Source organism: Shewanella sp. ANA-3 (assembly GCF_000203935.1).
Classification (GTDB): Bacteria; Pseudomonadota; Gammaproteobacteria; order Enterobacterales; family Shewanellaceae; genus Shewanella.
The window spans coordinates 467269-484112 of sequence record NC_008577.1; the positions used below are offsets into that span (position 1 = coordinate 467269).

Consider the following 16844-nt stretch of genomic DNA (forward strand, 5'->3'; position numbering starts at 1 on the left):
AGATTTGACCCTAAACCTAGGATTAAGACTTAGCGCGTTTCATCGCGGTGAAGAATTCTTCGTTGGTCTTAGTCATAGCCAGTTTATCGATCAGGAATTCCATTGCGCTGACTTCATCCATAGGATTTAAGATCTTACGCAGGATCCACATCTTTTGCAGTTCATCAGGTGTGGTCAGTTTTTCTTCGCGACGAGTACCACTGCGGTTGAAGTCAATCGCTGGGAATACGCGTTTTTCAGCGGCCTTGCGTGACAGATGCAGTTCTTGGTTACCTGTACCTTTGAACTCTTCGTAGATCACTTCGTCCATTTTCGAGCCGGTATCAACCAGTGCGGTAGCAATAATCGTTAAGCTGCCGCCGTTTTCGATGTTACGAGCCGCGCCGAAGAAGCGCTTAGGACGGTGCAGGGCGTTTGCATCCACACCACCAGTTAACACTTTGCCCGATGATGGGATAACAGTGTTGTAGGCGCGAGCCAAACGAGTGATAGAGTCGAGTAAGATCACAACGTCTTTCTTGTGCTCAACTAAACGTTTGGCTTTTTCAATTACCATTTCAGCCACTTGTACGTGACGGCTAGCTGGTTCGTCGAAGGTCGATGCAATCACTTCACCTTGAACTAGGCGTTGCATCTCGGTCACTTCTTCAGGACGTTCATCGATCAGCAGTACCATCAACACAACTTCTGGGTTGTTGTAGGTGATTGACTGAGCAATGTTTTGCAGTAATAAGGTTTTACCCGCTTTTGGTGGTGCGACGATCAGACCACGTTGACCCTTACCGATAGGTGAGCATAAATCCAGAATACGGGCAGTGATGTCTTCAGTAGAGCCATTACCACGCTCCATGCGCATACGTTCTTCTGCGTGGAGTGGGGTTAAGTTTTCAAAGAGGATTTTGTTGCGAGAGTTTTCAGGTTTATCGAAGTTAACTTCGTTAACTTTTAGCAGGGCAAAATAACGTTCACCTTCTTTTGGTGGGCGAATCTTGCCAAAAATCGTGTCGCCCGTTCGCATGTTAAAGCGGCGAATTTGGCTTGGTGATACATAAATATCATCCGGGCCAGCTAAATAAGATCCATCTGCACTACGTAAGAAACCGAATCCGTCTTGGAGTATCTCTAATACACCGCCACCGAAAATGTCTTCGCCGCTTTTGGCGTGGGCTTTAAGAATAGAGAAAATAATGTCCTGCTTGCGAGCGCGGGCCATATTTTCGAGTTTCATATTTTCGGCTAGCGAGACTAGGTCGGATATCGGCGTGTCTTTTAATTCAGTTAAGTTCATGTTGGGGATCTTGTGTTACGCGACAAAGCTTACCGCAATCAATCAGTAAAGTTTGTGATTCAGGATAGTGATTGACGAGCGAGAAGTGGTTTAGTTAGAAAGAATCTGGTTATTAAAGTAGCACTAACAAAGCGGGGCGTCCAGAAATTTAGGGGTATTCCGGCACAATTAATTAAAGCTTGTGCCGGAGGTCACTCATAGCGACAACAAATTAGATTTGTGCGTCGATGAACTCTTTTAATTGAGTTTTAGATAGTGCGCCAACTTTAGTCGCCGCTAATTCACCGTTCTTGAATAACAGTAAAGTTGGGATACCACGAACGCCATATTTCGCTGGAGAAACGTTGTTTTGGTCAACGTTTAATTTAGCGATAGTCACACGACCTGCGTACTCTTCGGCAACGTCGTCAAGGATTGGAGCGATCATTTTACATGGACCACACCATTCAGCCCAAAAGTCTACCAATACTGGTAAATCGGCCTTTAATACGTCGTTTTCGAAGCTGTCGTCGCTCAGGTATATAATTTTATCGCTCATGATGTTCTCCAGTTTGGTTGCCATTGCTGGTTTGTTAATGGCTTACCATGTATATTGGGGCTGAAAAATAGCTTTTCAAGTTACCTTTTTACAATGTGGCTATTTCAAACGATCGAGTATCTTATTGCAACCCCAAATGGTATGCTTGCGCTATGAGCCAAACACATTTATCTAATCAAAAATTTGCCGACCTTCCTCTGCATCCAGAGGTTAAACAGGCACTTGCCGAAAACGGCTTTGAATTTTGTACGCCGATTCAGGCGTTATCATTACCCGTATTACTTCAATCAAAAGATATCGCCGGCCAAGCCCAAACGGGCACGGGTAAGACAATGGCGTTTTTGGTTGCCACATTTAACCATTTATTGTCGACGCCTGTCCCTGAAAACCGTCAGTTAAATCAGCCGCGCGCCATCATTATGGCTCCTACCCGTGAGCTGGCGATTCAAATCGCCAAAGACGCGATTCTCCTTGCCAAACACAGCCACTTAAAAGTGGGCATTGTTTATGGCGGTGAAAGCTATGATGTGCAGCGCAAGACGCTCGATCAAGGTGTAGACATTCTGATTGGTACCACAGGTCGGATTATCGACTACGTGCGCCAAGGCATTATCAATCTCGGCGGTATTCAAGCGGTTGTGCTAGATGAAGCCGATCGCATGTTCGACCTCGGTTTTATTAAGGATATTCGTTTCTTATTCCGACGTATGCCCAGTGCCGATCAGCGTCTGAATATGCTGTTTTCGGCGACACTTTCGATGAAGGTGCAAGAACTCGCCTACGATCATATGAATGAACCTGTGAAAGTCGAAATAGCCCCCGAAGAAAAAACCTCCAAGAACATCAAAGAAGAAATTTTCTATCCTTCCCAAGAAGACAAAATGCGTTTGCTGCTGACGCTGATTGAAGAAGATTGGCCAGAGAAAGCCATTGTTTTTTCAAACACTAAGCACAGCTGTGAAAACCTATGGTCTTGGCTTGAAGGGGATGGCCATCGTGTCGGCCTGCTGACGGGCGATGTGCCGCAGAAGAAGCGTATTCGCATTCTCGAGCAATTCACTCAAGGCCAATTGGATATTCTGGTCGCGACCGACGTTGCGGCGCGCGGACTGCATATCTCCGATGTTTCCCACGTCTACAATTATGATTTACCTGATGATTGTGAAGATTACGTTCATCGTATTGGTCGTACTGGGCGTGCGGGTAACAAAGGTGTATCGGTCAGTTTTGCCTGTGAAGAATACGCTCTGAATTTGCCAGCGATTGAAACCTACATCAATCACTCTATTCCTGTGAGTAATTATGACCGTGATGCCTTGCTGGAAGATATTCCGCCGCCGGTCAAAATTCATCGCAGGCACCCTGCGGGAGCACGTAATTTACGTGAACGCTCAGGTGCAGGGCGACCACAAGGTGCCCATCGTAGTGGTGGACGTCCACCTCGCCATGACAGGACGCGTAGACAGCCTTAAATGCCAACACCCGCTTATGCCGCCATTACTTTAGGCTCTAATAGCTTTAATATGCTGATCGCTAAGACAAAAGGCGGTCAGCCACAGATTATTGCTAAATACAAACGTAAAGTAAGGTTAGCCGAAGGCATTGGCGAAGATGGTCATTTAACCGCAGAAGTGATGCAGCGTGGCCTAGATTGTCTAGCGATGTTTGCCCAAATGTTGGCGCTGCATAAAATCCATCCTAATCATGTCGCTGTGATTGCCACCGCGACACTGCGCTGTATCCATAATGCCGATGAGTTTAATCAAAAGGCTATTCCGCTCTTGGGTCATCCGATTGAGATTATCTCAGGCATGCGTGAGGCTGAGCTTATTTATCAAGGCATGGTGGCGACCACTTGTGGCCAAGGTCGACGTTTAGTGATCGATATTGGTGGCGCGAGTACCGAGTTTATAATCGGTGATGGCCACCAAGTTCAGTTTAAGACTAGCTTACCCATGGGCAGCGTGACCTTTAACCGTCGCTTCTTTAACAATGCCCCGTTGCAAGAGCTCGATTTTGACGATGCCAAGCAGGAAGTGTTCGAAGTCTTAGGTGAACATAGGCAAAGGTTAAAAGACTTAGGATGGCACTGTGTGGTGGGGGCTTCTGGCGCGGTGCAATCTGTAGTCGAAGTCTTAATGCACCGTAAGCAGTCTGAAATCATTACTTTAGCTGTGTTGACACAGCTTAAAGCGGAAATCCTTGCCGAAGAACATGCCAGCCTTATGGGGATTCTCGGCCTAAGTGCCGAACGCGCACCGACATTTGCTGCAGGAGTGGCAATTTTACTCGCACTCTTTGAATTCTTGGGCATTGAGCAGTTGGCGCTATCAGGCGGCGCACTGCGTGAAGGGGTGTTAGTGATGCTGGCGCAGCGAATTTTAGAAGAAGCGATTTAACTTCGGCTCCATTTTAAAAAGATAAAGGCCGCCAAGTGTAGACTTAGCGGCCTTTATTATTTAGCGACTCGAGATTACTTTAAAATCTCGACTAAATCTTTTTCGAGTGAAACGGTTGGACGCTCAACGATACGGCCAATTTCCTTACCCTGTTGTAGCACGATAAAGGTTGGAATACGTTTGAAGTCGTATTTTGCCGCCAGTCCTTCAGGATCTTGCTTGCTGCGATCAACCCCGATGTAAGTCACTTTGATATTGGGGTTAGCCACTTCTTCCATAATGCGAATAAAGCGTGGGGTTTCGCGATGGCAGTCTGGGCACCAAGTGCCGATGATGACCACGATTTCGGTTGGCTCAGCGATATTTTTAAGAGGGGCTATGGATGCGGTATCCACCTGATAGCTCTTGTAGCCCTCTGCAAACTCATTGAGATCTTTTACTAAATGTTGCGCTTCAACGACACCGGTTAAAATCACTTCTTGTTTCTCCTCGCTGCAGGTGGCAATCAAGCCCTGTTGTTGCTCTTCAAAGCCACAGCCGCCATTTGCTAGTACTTGGCAACTAAAAAATAACGCGGTCGTGGCGAGTAATGCTTTGACGTTATTGTGCATGATATGCCCTCGAAATCGAAGAAGAATAATGAGTTTGCATTCAAACACTAATTTGCGCTTTCTAAAAGTTGCGGATGAATTTGCTGCAACCCAGATCACGTAACGCTAATGTAAAACCTAAATCTTGCCTGCAAAATAGCGGTTTTGTTACTCGGTTTGCGCCAATAATTTACTAAGGATCGGTTTATTGGCTTCTGGGAAGTCGTAATGGCTTAGCTCATGTTTATTGACCCAAGCAATCTGTTGCCCTTCAAGCCCTTGCGCCTCTCCCGTAAATTCACTGACAGTGTGAATATCGAGTAACACTTGTTTATCGGGATAATCGTAGCTTAGCGCCATATAAGGCTCGCTTGCGCTGACGATTAGCGCGACTTCCTCTTTTAGCTCCCGAATTAAGGCTTGGGTGACGGTTTCGCCCTGTTCGACTTTGCCTCCTGGAAATTCCCACTTACCGCCTTGATGTAAATGCTCGGGGCGCTTAGCGAGTAAGATTTGCCCGTTAGGGTTGAGGATAATGCCTACGGCAACATGAATGCGTTTTGTCATAAAATTCTGCTTATAAAGGGCTGATTATTGAGTATTACTCTTTGAAAAAGCTTTCTTCGTCGTAACCGAGTTCATCTAACGCGTCGAGGTCAAACTCAGATTTGACCGGAATAGCATGTTTTTCGGAGGCCCAATCGCCGAGGTCAATCATCTTGCAGCGCTCGCTACAAAAAGGTTTGAATTCCGATTGTGGGACCCATTCTACTGGGGTTTTACAAATTGGACAGTTGACGGTTAACGGCATAATAGACTTCTCCTTAGCAGTCGACTGAAATAACAAGGGAATCGCTGAGTATCGCAATTATGCGGCTTTAACTCGGCAGCAGCTTAGAGGTCGTTAGTGTAAAGGCTTCAAGCACAGGTCGCTAGTAGGAATTCGATGCTGCGGTCAGAGTGGCGCTGTTGGTCGAATTGCACAAAGTGGATGGCGTAGCGATTGCGATGGCCACTGATGGTGGGGTAGCAGCCGTGGGCGGCATCGACTTTGACTCGCACTAGCGAGAGTGCTTGAGCGCTGTCACCTTGGTAAAAACCGGCATGGGCGGTGGCATTATCGAAATGGGCGGTACTGCGAGTTAACTGAAGCAAAAGCGTGATGGGATTGAGTAAAGGATCAAAATGGCTGATCCAAGCTTGGTAATCTTGCTGTCTTTCTTCCCAAGGTTTGGCGAGCCAAAAATGCAGTTGGGGAAGATCGAAGTTGCAGCAGGCGCCTGGCATACCAAAACGCTGTCGCAGAGCCGATAAAAAACGGTCTTGTTTGAGTTGACTACCACAGCGCTCGGGACGCTGAAGTGGCTCTCTGGCTTGCATTAATGCTTGAATGTAAAACTCAATCTGTTCGCTATCGGCATGGTCGAGCTCTTGCCATTTGCTTAGTTGTAGCAGATTGCGTTCGATATCTTTAAGGACCTCATTGCGATAGTCGCAACGCTCCGATAATTCGCACAGGGAGAAAAGAGGGTAGAAACATCTATGTTGGTGGTCGTGATTTAGGTTATTACTGAGCTGTTTATTGAGATATTCGAGCCGCAAGTAGCTACGGATTTTCTCATTTAAAGGCTGTTCATAAACTAAGTCAGTCATGGGCGTCGTGATTACCGGATAATTGTAAATAGCGCTGGTGCAATGCTTGCACCTCTTGTTTTAGTGTTGATATCTCTCCCTGATTATCAATAATGTCGTCGGCTCTGGCGAGTTTGTCACTGCGACTACATTGGCTATTAATGATGTTATTTACCTGAGTGGCGTCCACATTGTCCCGTTTTACGGTACGGCTGATTTGCAACTCAGGCGAAATATCCACCACTAAAGTCCGATTGACTAACCTATCTAACCCGTTCTCAAATAGCAAGGGTACAACCATAATTACATAGTCAGAGGTCGCATTTTCGACTTCTGACAACATTTCTTGGCGGATCATCGGGTGGAGCAACTGATTCAACCATTGGCGCTGTTGTTCATCGCTAAATACCCGTTGTCGTAGCTTGGCTCGGTCAAGCTCGCCAGCCTCGGTTAATACTTCAGTGCCGAAGTGATCGATAATGGCTTCGAGCCCTTTTGAGCCTTTTGCTACCACTTCGCGAGCGACTATATCGGCATCGACTAAATCGACACCTTCTTCGGCAAATAAATTGGCAACGGTAGTTTTTCCGCTACCAATACCACCCGTTAGACCTACAACAAACTTGGACATAAGATTCCCATCTAGATAAGGCACCTAATCAATTTGGACTATATCTGTACAAAATTGAATGCTAAACACTGAAGAAAGATATAGACAGTGTTTTTATAGCGTACTTAGATACCAATCGACTATAGGTTGTCCCCATATCAGGGCTATCCAACCTGCAGCGGCAATATAGGGCCCAAAGGGGATTGGATTGGCTAGCTGATTACGTTTGAGTACGATGAGCGTGATGCCGACAAGGGCACCAACTAAAGAGGATAGTAAAATGACTAGGGGGAGCATTTGCCAACCTAGCCATGCACCAAATACGGCGAGCAGTTTAAAGTCGCCATAACCCATGCCTTCTTTACCTGTGAGCAACTTAAACAGCCAAAATACTGACCAGAGACTCAAATAGCCCGCTGCAGCACCTATAACGGCATCGGTTGGAGTAGTAAAGGTATGGTTGAGGTTAATGAGTAATCCTAGCCATAGGAGTGGAAGGGTCATCTGGTCGGGAAGCAGCATCTCATCCAGATCGATACCCGTTAATGCAATCAATACAAAGGTTAATACCGCAGCAAACACAAATTGCCAGCTAGGACCAAAATGCCAAGCGAGCGTTGCAACGAGTAATCCTGTTACTAACTCAATAATCGGATAGCGAGAGGAGATTGCTGTATTGCAGGCGGCGCATTTTCCCCTGAGCATTAACCAGCCCACAATCGGCAAATTATGCCAAGGTTTGATTGCGGTCTTACATTTAGGACAGGCGGAACCTGGCACCACGAGATTGTATTTTTCAGGGTAAGTATCTATCGGCTTGTTGAGCTTTTCGATACCAATCTGCTCTACTACATCTGCATGATATTCCTGTAGATATTGATTGCACTCCTGTTGCCACTCGCGCTTCATCATCACCGGAAAGCGGTGAATGACGACATTTAAAAAGCTGCCAATAGTGGCGGCAAACACAAAACTTAACGTAATAAACAGCCAAGGACTCTGAGCTAGAGAGTGGCTTAAAAGAGAAATAAAGTCAGTCATCATTGTTACTTGTTATTATTAAAAGTACAGTTTCAATTCTGGAAAACATTGAGTCTACAACGGCTTAACCACCTACAACTTTACCCATTTGGAAGATTGGTAAGTACATAGCGACAATGAGGCCGCCAACAACCGTGCCAATAACCACCATCATAATGGGCTCGATAAGGCTTGATAAGCCATCAACCGCATCATCGACCTGCATCTCATAAATATTGGCTACTTTGTTTAGCATATTATCGAGTGAACCTGATTCTTCACCGATCATCACCATTTGGATCAACATATCGGGGAAAAGCCCTGTGGTACGCATGGCGACGTTCATTTGCATCCCGGCCATCACCTCTTGACGGATTTTCAAAATGGCTTTTCGATATACAGCGTTTCCTGATGCACCAGCTGCAGATTCTAAACCATCGATTAACGGAACCCCTGCGGCAAAAGTCGTGGCTAAGGTTCGAGCAAAACGCGCCATTGCACCTTTATGCAAGATAGGTCCAATTGCAGGAATTTTTAATACGGCTTCATCCACTCGATCTCTAACCATTTGCGAGTTTCTATGGGCGCGAACAAACAAAAATACTCCAGCTACGATAGCTCCCAAAAAAATATACCAAGAGGATTGTAAGCCTCTGGATATATGAAGCACCAACTGAGTAAAAGCAGGTAATTCCGCGCCAAATCCTTTAAAAATCTCTTCAAACTGCGGGACAACAAAGAGTAACAGTAGAGTTGTTACTAAAATGGCTACGACGACTACTGCAGCCGGATAAAACATGGCTTTTTTTATCTTAGATTTCAATGCTTCAGACTTTTCACGGTATGTCGCAATACGGTCGAATACTACGTCCAAAGATCCCGAGTGTTCACCCGCAGCTACTAAATCAACATAGAGATCATCGAAATAGCGTCTATGGGGGCGTAGTGAGTCTGATAGTGGAATACCCGATTGGATTTCGGAAAGAATGGAGCCTAATAGCTCACGCATTTTTGCTTTTTCATGACCGCGACCGAGTAACTCAATAGTCGTGACTAAGGGAACGCCAGCAGCAAGCATTGTCGCAATTTGCCGTGTAATCATGGCAATATCCATTGGACTAATTTTTGCGTCACCTAGCTTAAATAGGGCCGCTGATTGCTTGCGTACGGTTTTAGGGTTTACACCTTGGGATTTGAGTTGGCTGCGAATTTCGGCCGCAGAGGCCCCCCTCAGTTCACCACTGGTTTTCTGACCGTCGCGATTAAGGCCTTTCCATTCGAAGGTATAGATTTTGGGTTGGCTTTTTTGCTCGCTCTTTTTGGCACGAGGCTTTTTTACAGTAGTTGCCGTAGCCATAGATAATCCCTGTTAGGCGTGATTAATTAAAGCTTTATTGGTACTAGGTTAGTATAAAAAATGGAACAAAAGCGATTAAATAAAAACTATCGAGCACTTTATGCGTCATAGATGAGTAGACTTTAAAAGCTTGTCACCCTATTGATTTCTGCAATGCTAGTTACCCCTTGAAGGACTTTTAGGAGGCCCGATTGCCGCAGGTCGCGCATGCCTTGAGCCTTGGCTTGATCTGCTATCTGCAATGAATTGCCACCTTCCATAATAGTACGGGCAATTTCATCTGACATCTTCATCACTTCGTAAATACCTACCCGTCCTTTATAGCCACCAGAACAATGTTCACAACCCACAGGTTTAAAGGTGGTAAACCCTTGAGCGATTTGCTCATCGGTAAAGCCTAAGCGTTGTAGCTCATGTTCGGGTATCTGTTCGGCTTGTTTGCATTCAGTGCAAAGCCGCCGTGCAAGGCGCTGAGCAATAATTAAATTAACTGAGCTGGCAATATTATAGCCGGGTACGCCCATATTAATTAAACGGGTGAGCGTTTCTGCCGCCGAGTTAGTATGCAGGGTTGATAATACTAAGTGGCCAGTTTGCGCGGCTTTAATGGCAATTTCGGCGGTTTCAAGGTCACGGATTTCCCCGACCATCACCACATCGGGGTCTTGCCGCAAAAACGAACGTAGTGCTGAAGCAAAGGTTAAACCCGCTTTTAAATTAATATGGACTTGGTTTACCCCCTCAAGGTTAATTTCCACCGGATCTTCGGCAGTGGAGATATTACGCTCGGCGGTATTGAGGATATTTAAGCCTGTGTAGAGCGAAACGGTTTTACCCGAACCCGTTGGGCCTGTCACTAATATCATGCCCTGAGGTTTGGCTAGCATTTCAAGGTAAAGCTTTTCTTGATCGGGTTCGTAACCGAGTTTTTCGATACCAAGCTGGGCGGAAGAAGAATCTAATATCCGCATTACAATCTTCTCGCCCCACAGGGTCGGCAGGGTACTTACCCGAAAGTCGATAGACTTAGTGCGGGATAGCTTCATTTTAATCCGCCCATCTTGTGGGACGCGGCGCTCGGCAATATCCAGCTTGGACATTACCTTTAAGCGCGCCGAGAGTCGCCCTGCTAAACTAATGGGCGGTTCGGAGACCTCATGCAAAATACCATCGATACGAAAACGGATACGGTAGCGTTTTTCATAGGGCTCAAAATGTAAGTCAGAGGCGCCCTTACGAATGGCATCGGTTAATATCTTATTGATATAAATAACAATAGGGGCGTCATCGCTGGCTTCTCCTGCGTTTTCTTCTTGGCGCTTATCGGTATCGGTAACTTCGATACCGGCAAGTGCTGCTTCATCCATGCCGCTTAAATCAAGGCCAGTAATATCTTCTTCTAGTACCTTTTCAAGGGCTTTAGCGAGCTTATCTTCTTCCACCAAAATCGCTTCGGCATGTAGGCCTGCACTAAATTGGAATTCCTCAAGGGCGGCAATATTGGTGGGGTCAGAGGTGGCGATATAGAGGCGATTACCGCGCTTAAATAGCGGTAAGCAGCGGTGCTTTTCAATCAGTTTTTTATTCAGAAACTCTTCGGGAATGGCACTAACATCAAATTCGGCTAAATCCAGCAGCGGGGTGCCGTATTCCTCATAGCAAAGCTCGGCAATACTGCGAGCCGACACTAGCTTAGTCTGCACTAAGGTAGTGACTAAGGTTTGTTTATTTTGGCGGGATTTAGTGATGGCACTCGCCATCTGCTCTTCATTAAGCAGACCTTTACGGATGAAAAGGGTGGATAATCCCAGGTGAAGGCCAGCGGATGGCATGAAAAACTCCTATCTCCATTAGTTTTTCCATCATAGCGGCAAAAAGGTTATTTGTCATATATAAAAAAGCTCAAATAATCACAAAAAAATGAGTATCATCATAAGGATGCGAATTTATATACCGCTTGCAAAAGTAGCAATGTTTTACCATAAACTGTACTGTGGATTAATGGTCGATAAATAACAATGCCTTATCTTCAAGTCGCTTCGATTTACTTGACTAGAACGTGCAAATAATCGGTCATTTGGCGATAAAATCTAACGCTCACCATCGGGGATAAATGCATGATGGTATGCTCAATTAAGGATGCAAATATTGAAATCAATCCCGATTGTTAGTCGGATTATCCTGCTCACTTTCTTCGCGCTATTTTTTCTTGGCTCGGTATTATCAGGTTATATCACTGGATATCTGGGGGTGGATAACGCTTACGATCTTAAGCGAATCCTAGTAATTATATTTATCGTGTGTTCAGCGGTTGGCCTTTTGTGGCGACCGAGTATTCCAATAATCGTCACATCGCCTTTTACACTGTGGGTGGTGGCAAGCCTATTTATACTCGGTTTGATATCAACCATTTTTAGCCAGCATCCATTTTGGTCATTCGTTGAGTTAGCTAATTTTTTATTATTGCTCTGTTTGTTTTACGTCATTGGTGTATTGATTGCGGATATAGGCAGAACTGCTGCGCTGCAATACTTTTTTGGGTTTGCATTATTTTTCTCGATTTGTATTGCAGTTAAGTTTTTCTTGCTGCTGCTATTTCATGCCCTTGATAACAATCGGCCCGATGTGCATTCTTTAGTGGCTGACTTTATGAATGTAAGGTTTTTCAACCAGTTGCAAGTTGCGCTGCTGCCGCTGTTGTGTTTGTCTTTTTATATCGAACCACTTAAAAAATATAAACGAGTAGCCATGGTGACCTTTAGTGTGTTGTGGTTAATCCTGCTGCAATCGGAGGCTCGCGGAGCATTATTAGCGCTGCTAGTGGCGGCTATTGTGGTGTATCGCTTTTTGCCCGCCAGCTTTGGTAAAGCATTTATTCGCCCCATTATGAAGGCGGTGGCTTTCGGCACGCTTTTATGGCTGGTGCTGATCATTATCATTCCACTGTTTATTTTTGATAGCCCAATTTGGCAATTAAGAACCAATAGCTCTGGCCGGATTGATATGTGGATTTATATTTTGCATGCGATCCCTGAACATATTGGCTTAGGTTACGGGCCAATGAGTTTTGCATGGGCAGAAGCAAGACCTTTACCTAATGCTCACCCACATAATGCCCTCATGCAGTTTTTATATGAGTTTGGTGTGGTTGCGTTTATCTTACTGGCGAGTTGGTCGCTAATAACATTATGGTCAATATTAAAAAGACTTAAATTATTAGGGGCAAAGTCGAGTGAGCATTTGGCTAAAAACTCACAATGTAGCCTCGACACCAGCTCACATATAGTCATAGAGACGGACACTACCGATATAGTGTTGGCATTTGCCCTATGCGCAATATGGATTTATGCCATGTTTGATGGGGTGATTGTAATGCCATTATCCCAAGCATTATTGGTGGCATTATTGGCACTTAATTGCCGTCACTATCAATCGCGAGTAATAACACTGCCATTAAAAGTTGCGTTAGTGGCAATATTAATAACCTGTGGTGCATTGTTAATCGTTAGCCTCGGTGATACCGCGCTTAATCAGCAACTTTATCCAAGATTATGGTTAACTGGGATAATTAATTGATAAAAATAAAAAAGCCCCAAAAGGGGCTTTCTATAAAACAATAAGATTAACTACTAGCTTTTAATCCAGCACCTTCTTCACATTGTTTTTTGGTTGCTTTATTAGCATCTTTAGTGTCTGCAGCATAAGATACACCGCCAGTAGCACCGATTGTAGCTGTAACAGTACAAGTACCGTCATCATATGTTAAATCTGTTCCAGTTGCTTCTGTAACTGCTGGGTCTGCATCAACTTTTGGGTCAGCGGTAATTTCAGTTCCGAGAGTTGTGCATCCGACACCTGTTTGGATACATGCTTGGGCCTTAGTTACATATCCTGCAAGGCCTTTCATTGATGCACCACCATGCGAGGTTGCAACATATTCACGATAAGCAGGTAATGCCACTGCAGCCAAAATACCGATAATGGCTACTACAATCATTAATTCGATCAAGGTAAAACCCTGAGCATTCTTATTCATTTTGATACCTTTCATTTTTAACTCCAATACAGTGCAAAGTGTCATTTATCGATTGTGTTCGTTTCGGCTGCTTATCTTAATTGCCTTGAATGAATTGCTGGTTTTTTGGCTAGCGACAATTCACTTTGAGCTCATTTTGATAAGGAAGGCCGAAACGGCCATCTCGCCTGTGGTAAAAGTTAGTACAAAGTTAAGTAAATTGAAACTACTTTTACGCATAAAGTATTAATTAAATGATTATTTTGTCTAAAAACTTGATGCTAAAACGTATTGCGTTCTAACAAAGTATTGACAATGTTAGTTAAGTTGACGCAATTAACACAGAGTCAAAACATCGACGCGAGTTATACCTGTTTTTAATCTGCGTATTTAGTGGGGTTATACTGTAAAGGTTGGGAAGATAGAATCTAGGACGTTGCTGCGCAACTGCTAGGACGCTCGCAAGCTCGCGCTAGAAGCTAGAGCTGAAATGCATAAAGCTGGATCCCCTCGTCGATAACTGCTCCTGCGTTATTCTACCTCCTGCATCCATGCAGTCGTTCGCGAGGATGACGGCTTATGGGCTGCTACTAGAACCTAGTACCTAGAATCTATAAGGGCGCAGCCCGCTCTGCTTTTTCTAGCCTTTCAGCCGCATTGATAGATCTAAGGCGCGAACATGCTTGGTGAGGGCGCCAACGGAGATATAGTCAACCCCAGTTTTGGCAAATTCTGCCAAGGTATCTAAGGTGACATTGCCTGAGACTTCGAGTTTTGCACCGCTGCCTTTAGCCTTGTATTGATTATTCAGCTCGACGGCTTCGACCATCATGGTGATATCGAAGTTATCTAACATAATGATATCTGTGCCTGAATCTAGCGCTAATGCCAGTTCTTCTAGGGATTCGACTTCGACTTCTACGGGTTTATTAGGATGTAAACTGCGCGCTGCATCCACTGCTTGGCGTATGCCACCGCAGGCCATAATGTGATTTTCTTTAATTAAGAAGGCATCAAACAAACCAATTCGATGGTTTTTACCGCCGCCACAGGTGACTGCGTATTTTTGAGCCGTGCGGAGTCCTGGGATGGTTTTGCGAGTATCGAGTAGTCGTGTGTGAGTGCCCGCTAACTTATCGACATAGTGTTTTGTCAGCGTCGCCACTCCTGACAAAGTCTGAATAAAGTTCATTGCCGTGCGCTCGCCCGTCAGCAGGGTGCGGGCAGGGCCTGATAATTCACATAAGACTTGGTTTGGCAACACGAGATCGCCATCATCAACATGCCAGTGCAGGGCGACATCGCCACCTAATTGATTAAAGACTTGTTCGGCCCAAGCTTTTCCGCAAAAAACGCCTTCTTCACGGGTGATTAAGGTTGCTTCTGCATATTTATCAGCAGGAATAAGTTGGGCGGTAATATCGCCGTAGGCAATGGCTTTGCTGTGCTCATTGATCTCTGTTCCACCAAGGTCTTCATTGAGGGCGGTTTTTACGGCGTGGCGAATATCGTTTTCTAGCATGATTGGGTCCTTGCATTCTTGCATGCCACAGATGGCGTGCTTGAAATTGCTTGCTTGCATTTGGCTTAAGATTATCATGGCTGCGCCGCTAGGTGCTAGAGCGTCGCTGCGCTCCTTCTAGAATCTAGGACACTTCGCTGCTAGGACGCAGCCAAAAGCGCTGCTCTAGTACGCCACTTCGTGGCTCTAGAATCTAGCACCTAGAACCTAGCACCTAGAACCCAGAACCTAGAACCTAGCCGTCTCGTAGTGACGTTCCGTTTTTAAGGAGTAAACATGAGTTTTGAGTTTGGTTGGTATCGCGCGGCGCGGCGCTGTGAATCACCACATTTTAACCGTCGGCCCTTTGGAGAGATCAGCCTGTTGGTGATCCACAATATTAGTTTGCCCGCGGGATGCTTTGGGCTGCCTTATATTGATCAATTATTTCAAGGGTGTTTAGATACCAGTGCCGATGAAAGTTTCGCCGATTTAGCTGGGCTGGAGGTGTCGGCTCATTTTTTAATTCGCCGCGATGGCGAATGTGTGCAGTATGTGAGTTGTGAAGATAGAGCTTGGCACGCGGGTGTATCCCGTTATGGCGAAAGGGAAAATTGTAATGATTTCTCTATTGGTATTGAACTTGAAGGTACGGATACTGAACCCTATACTGCCGCCCAATATCAGCAACTTACCGCATTGACCCAAGCTTTATTGGCACAATATCCTGCGTTAACCGCAGAGCGGATTGTGGGACATTGCGATATTGCACCAATGCGGAAGACTGACCCAGGCCCAAGCTTTGACTGGCAAAGATATTTAGCGGCGCTGCGCGACTTTTAGAATATAGGAGGTTGCTGCGCAACTGCTAGGACGCAGCAAAAGCGCTGCTCTAGGACGCTACTTCGTAGCTCTAGAGCCTAGAACCTAGAACCTAGAACCTAGAACCTAGAACCTAGGGCCTAGAAGGGCGAAGCCCGCGCTGCTTTTTCTAGTCCGTCCAGCTTTTTTACAAGGAGTATTACTGATGGCATTATTTTCATTACTGGTCGCCATTCTCGTAGAACGATTGAAGTTTCTTCCTGCCTCTTGGCAATGCGATCGCGTGCTGCAATCCTATCAATCGACCTTTTTTGGTGATAAAGCTTCTCTTACTAGTACTAACATGTTGCTCGCCCTCGTGTTACCGGCTTTGGTCGTTCATGTTTTGGGGTGGGTTGCGTCAGGCATGTTCTGGGGGCTGTTAACTCTTGCCCTGTGGGTGGTGGTGGCAATTATTTGCTTTAATCATCAAAAACAGCGCGATAGCTTCAAAAAGTATATGCAGGCGGCGTGTCGCTCCGATGTGCAAGCCTGTTACCACTATGCCGCCGAACTAGATTGCAGTGAATGTTTGGATGCGGTGTCTGAAAAAGACTTAGGCGCTAAGGTCGGGCAGAGTGTTGCCTGGATTAACTATCGTTATTACGGCGCAGTGGCATTATGTTTTATCTTCCTAGGCCCAGTCGGCGCGGTGTTATATTGCACCGCTCGCTTTTATGCCGAAGAGAATGTGCGTAAGTCGCTTAATTTACCGCTGATTGAAGATATTATGTTTGTTATGGATTGGATCCCGAGTCGGATATTTTCCTTTGGCTATGCGCTCAGCGGTCAGTTTAGCGAAGGGCTCTCGGCTTGGCGTGACCATGCCTTAAATATCCATGCGAGTGCCAGACGAGTAGTCACTGAAACGGCATTAGCGGCTCAACCGCTGCCGGAGGAGTCTAGTGCACCAGTTTGTGTACAATCGACCTTAGCATTATTAGTCTTAAGTAAACGCAACTTTACGCTGATGGTTGCTGTGCTATCGCTGTTGACCATTTTTGGGTTGGTGAGTTAATAAGAAGGACACTGC

The 16844-nt window shown here is 45.5% G+C and carries 17 protein-coding genes; 5 read left to right on the forward strand and 12 right to left on the reverse strand.

From position 1 onward, the window contains the following. Positions 1-22: 22 nt before the first annotated feature. Entirely contained in the window at positions 23-1288 is a 1266-nt protein-coding gene (rho, locus tag SHEWANA3_RS02170) for a transcription termination factor Rho (RefSeq protein ID WP_011621213.1), read from the reverse strand. Between the two features lie 211 nt (positions 1289-1499). Further along, a complete protein-coding gene (trxA, locus tag SHEWANA3_RS02175) occupies positions 1500-1826 on the reverse strand; it encodes a thioredoxin TrxA (RefSeq protein WP_011070766.1) in 327 nt (108 codons plus the stop codon). A gap of 152 nt (positions 1827-1978) precedes the next feature. On the opposite strand from trxA, the gene rhlB reads away from it, so the two are divergent. Together rhlB and SHEWANA3_RS02185 are read left to right on the forward strand one after the other, a co-directional pair. Further along, the gene (rhlB, locus tag SHEWANA3_RS02180; RefSeq protein ID WP_011715625.1) at positions 1979-3298 is read left to right on the forward strand and encodes an ATP-dependent RNA helicase RhlB; all 1320 of its coding nucleotides are present in this window, start codon (positions 1979-1981) and stop codon (positions 3296-3298) included. After that, on the forward strand, positions 3299-4225 hold the full coding sequence (locus tag SHEWANA3_RS02185) for an exopolyphosphatase (protein WP_011715626.1): 927 nt from the start codon (positions 3299-3301) through the stop codon (positions 4223-4225). It begins immediately after the preceding gene. A gap of 74 nt (positions 4226-4299) precedes the next feature. Here SHEWANA3_RS02185 and SHEWANA3_RS02190 read toward each other — a convergent pair whose 3' ends face one another. The 8 genes from SHEWANA3_RS02190 to pilB all read right to left on the reverse strand — a co-directional run bounded on the left by SHEWANA3_RS02190 (position 4300) and on the right by pilB (position 11266). Further along, positions 4300-4836 (reverse strand): thioredoxin family protein, encoded by a 537-nt coding sequence (locus SHEWANA3_RS02190; RefSeq protein ID WP_011715627.1) that lies wholly within the window; start codon positions 4834-4836, stop codon positions 4300-4302. A gap of 147 nt (positions 4837-4983) precedes the next feature. After that, complete coding sequence (mutT, locus tag SHEWANA3_RS02195; RefSeq protein ID WP_011715628.1) at positions 4984-5382, reverse strand: 8-oxo-dGTP diphosphatase MutT; 399 nt, start codon at positions 5380-5382, stop codon at positions 4984-4986. Between the two features lie 34 nt (positions 5383-5416). Next, complete coding sequence (gene yacG / locus SHEWANA3_RS02200; protein ID WP_011621218.1) at positions 5417-5626, reverse strand: DNA gyrase inhibitor YacG; 210 nt, start codon at positions 5624-5626, stop codon at positions 5417-5419. A 107-nt stretch (positions 5627-5733) separates the two neighbouring features. Continuing rightward, positions 5734-6468 (reverse strand): cell division protein ZapD, encoded by a 735-nt coding sequence (gene zapD, locus SHEWANA3_RS02205; RefSeq protein WP_011715629.1) that lies wholly within the window; start codon positions 6466-6468, stop codon positions 5734-5736. Next, positions 6461-7078, reverse strand: coding sequence for a dephospho-CoA kinase (gene coaE / locus SHEWANA3_RS02210; protein WP_011715630.1), 618 nt, complete (start codon positions 7076-7078; stop codon positions 6461-6463). Before coaE ends, zapD begins: the two co-directional genes overlap by 8 nt. A gap of 93 nt (positions 7079-7171) precedes the next feature. Next, positions 7172-8098 (reverse strand): A24 family peptidase, encoded by a 927-nt coding sequence (locus SHEWANA3_RS02215; protein ID WP_041412917.1) that lies wholly within the window; start codon positions 8096-8098, stop codon positions 7172-7174. 64 nt (positions 8099-8162) lie between these two features. Further along, positions 8163-9434 carry a type II secretion system F family protein gene (locus tag SHEWANA3_RS02220; RefSeq protein ID WP_011715632.1) on the reverse strand — a complete coding sequence of 424 codons (1272 nt, stop codon included), beginning with the start codon at positions 9432-9434 and terminating at the stop codon, positions 8163-8165. A gap of 122 nt (positions 9435-9556) precedes the next feature. After that, positions 9557-11266, reverse strand: a complete 1710-nt coding sequence (gene pilB / locus SHEWANA3_RS02225; protein ID WP_011715633.1) for a type IV-A pilus assembly ATPase PilB — start codon at positions 11264-11266, stop codon at positions 9557-9559. A gap of 817 nt (positions 11267-12083) precedes the next feature. On the opposite strand from pilB, the gene SHEWANA3_RS23550 reads away from it, so the two are divergent. Beyond that, the gene (locus SHEWANA3_RS23550) at positions 12084-13010 is read left to right on the forward strand and encodes an O-antigen ligase family protein (protein ID WP_166485342.1); all 927 of its coding nucleotides are present in this window, start codon (positions 12084-12086) and stop codon (positions 13008-13010) included. Between the two features lie 46 nt (positions 13011-13056). Here the strand turns inward: SHEWANA3_RS23550 and SHEWANA3_RS02235 are convergent, their stop codons facing one another. Both SHEWANA3_RS02235 and nadC read right to left on the reverse strand, forming a co-directional pair. Then, positions 13057-13485 carry a prepilin-type N-terminal cleavage/methylation domain-containing protein gene (locus SHEWANA3_RS02235; protein WP_011715635.1) on the reverse strand — a complete coding sequence of 143 codons (429 nt, stop codon included), beginning with the start codon at positions 13483-13485 and terminating at the stop codon, positions 13057-13059. Positions 13486-14089: 604 nt separating this feature from the next. Beyond that, a complete protein-coding gene (gene nadC / locus SHEWANA3_RS02240) occupies positions 14090-14971 on the reverse strand; it encodes a carboxylating nicotinate-nucleotide diphosphorylase (protein WP_011715636.1) in 882 nt (293 codons plus the stop codon). 276 nt (positions 14972-15247) lie between these two features. On the opposite strand from nadC, the gene ampD reads away from it, so the two are divergent. Both ampD and ampE read left to right on the forward strand, forming a co-directional pair. Beyond that, on the forward strand, positions 15248-15793 hold the full coding sequence (gene ampD / locus SHEWANA3_RS02245) for a 1,6-anhydro-N-acetylmuramyl-L-alanine amidase AmpD (RefSeq protein WP_011715637.1): 546 nt from the start codon (positions 15248-15250) through the stop codon (positions 15791-15793). Positions 15794-15977: 184 nt separating this feature from the next. Then, positions 15978-16829, forward strand: coding sequence for a beta-lactamase regulator AmpE (ampE, locus tag SHEWANA3_RS02250; RefSeq protein WP_011715638.1), 852 nt, complete (start codon positions 15978-15980; stop codon positions 16827-16829). Positions 16830-16844: the final 15 nt, after the last annotated feature.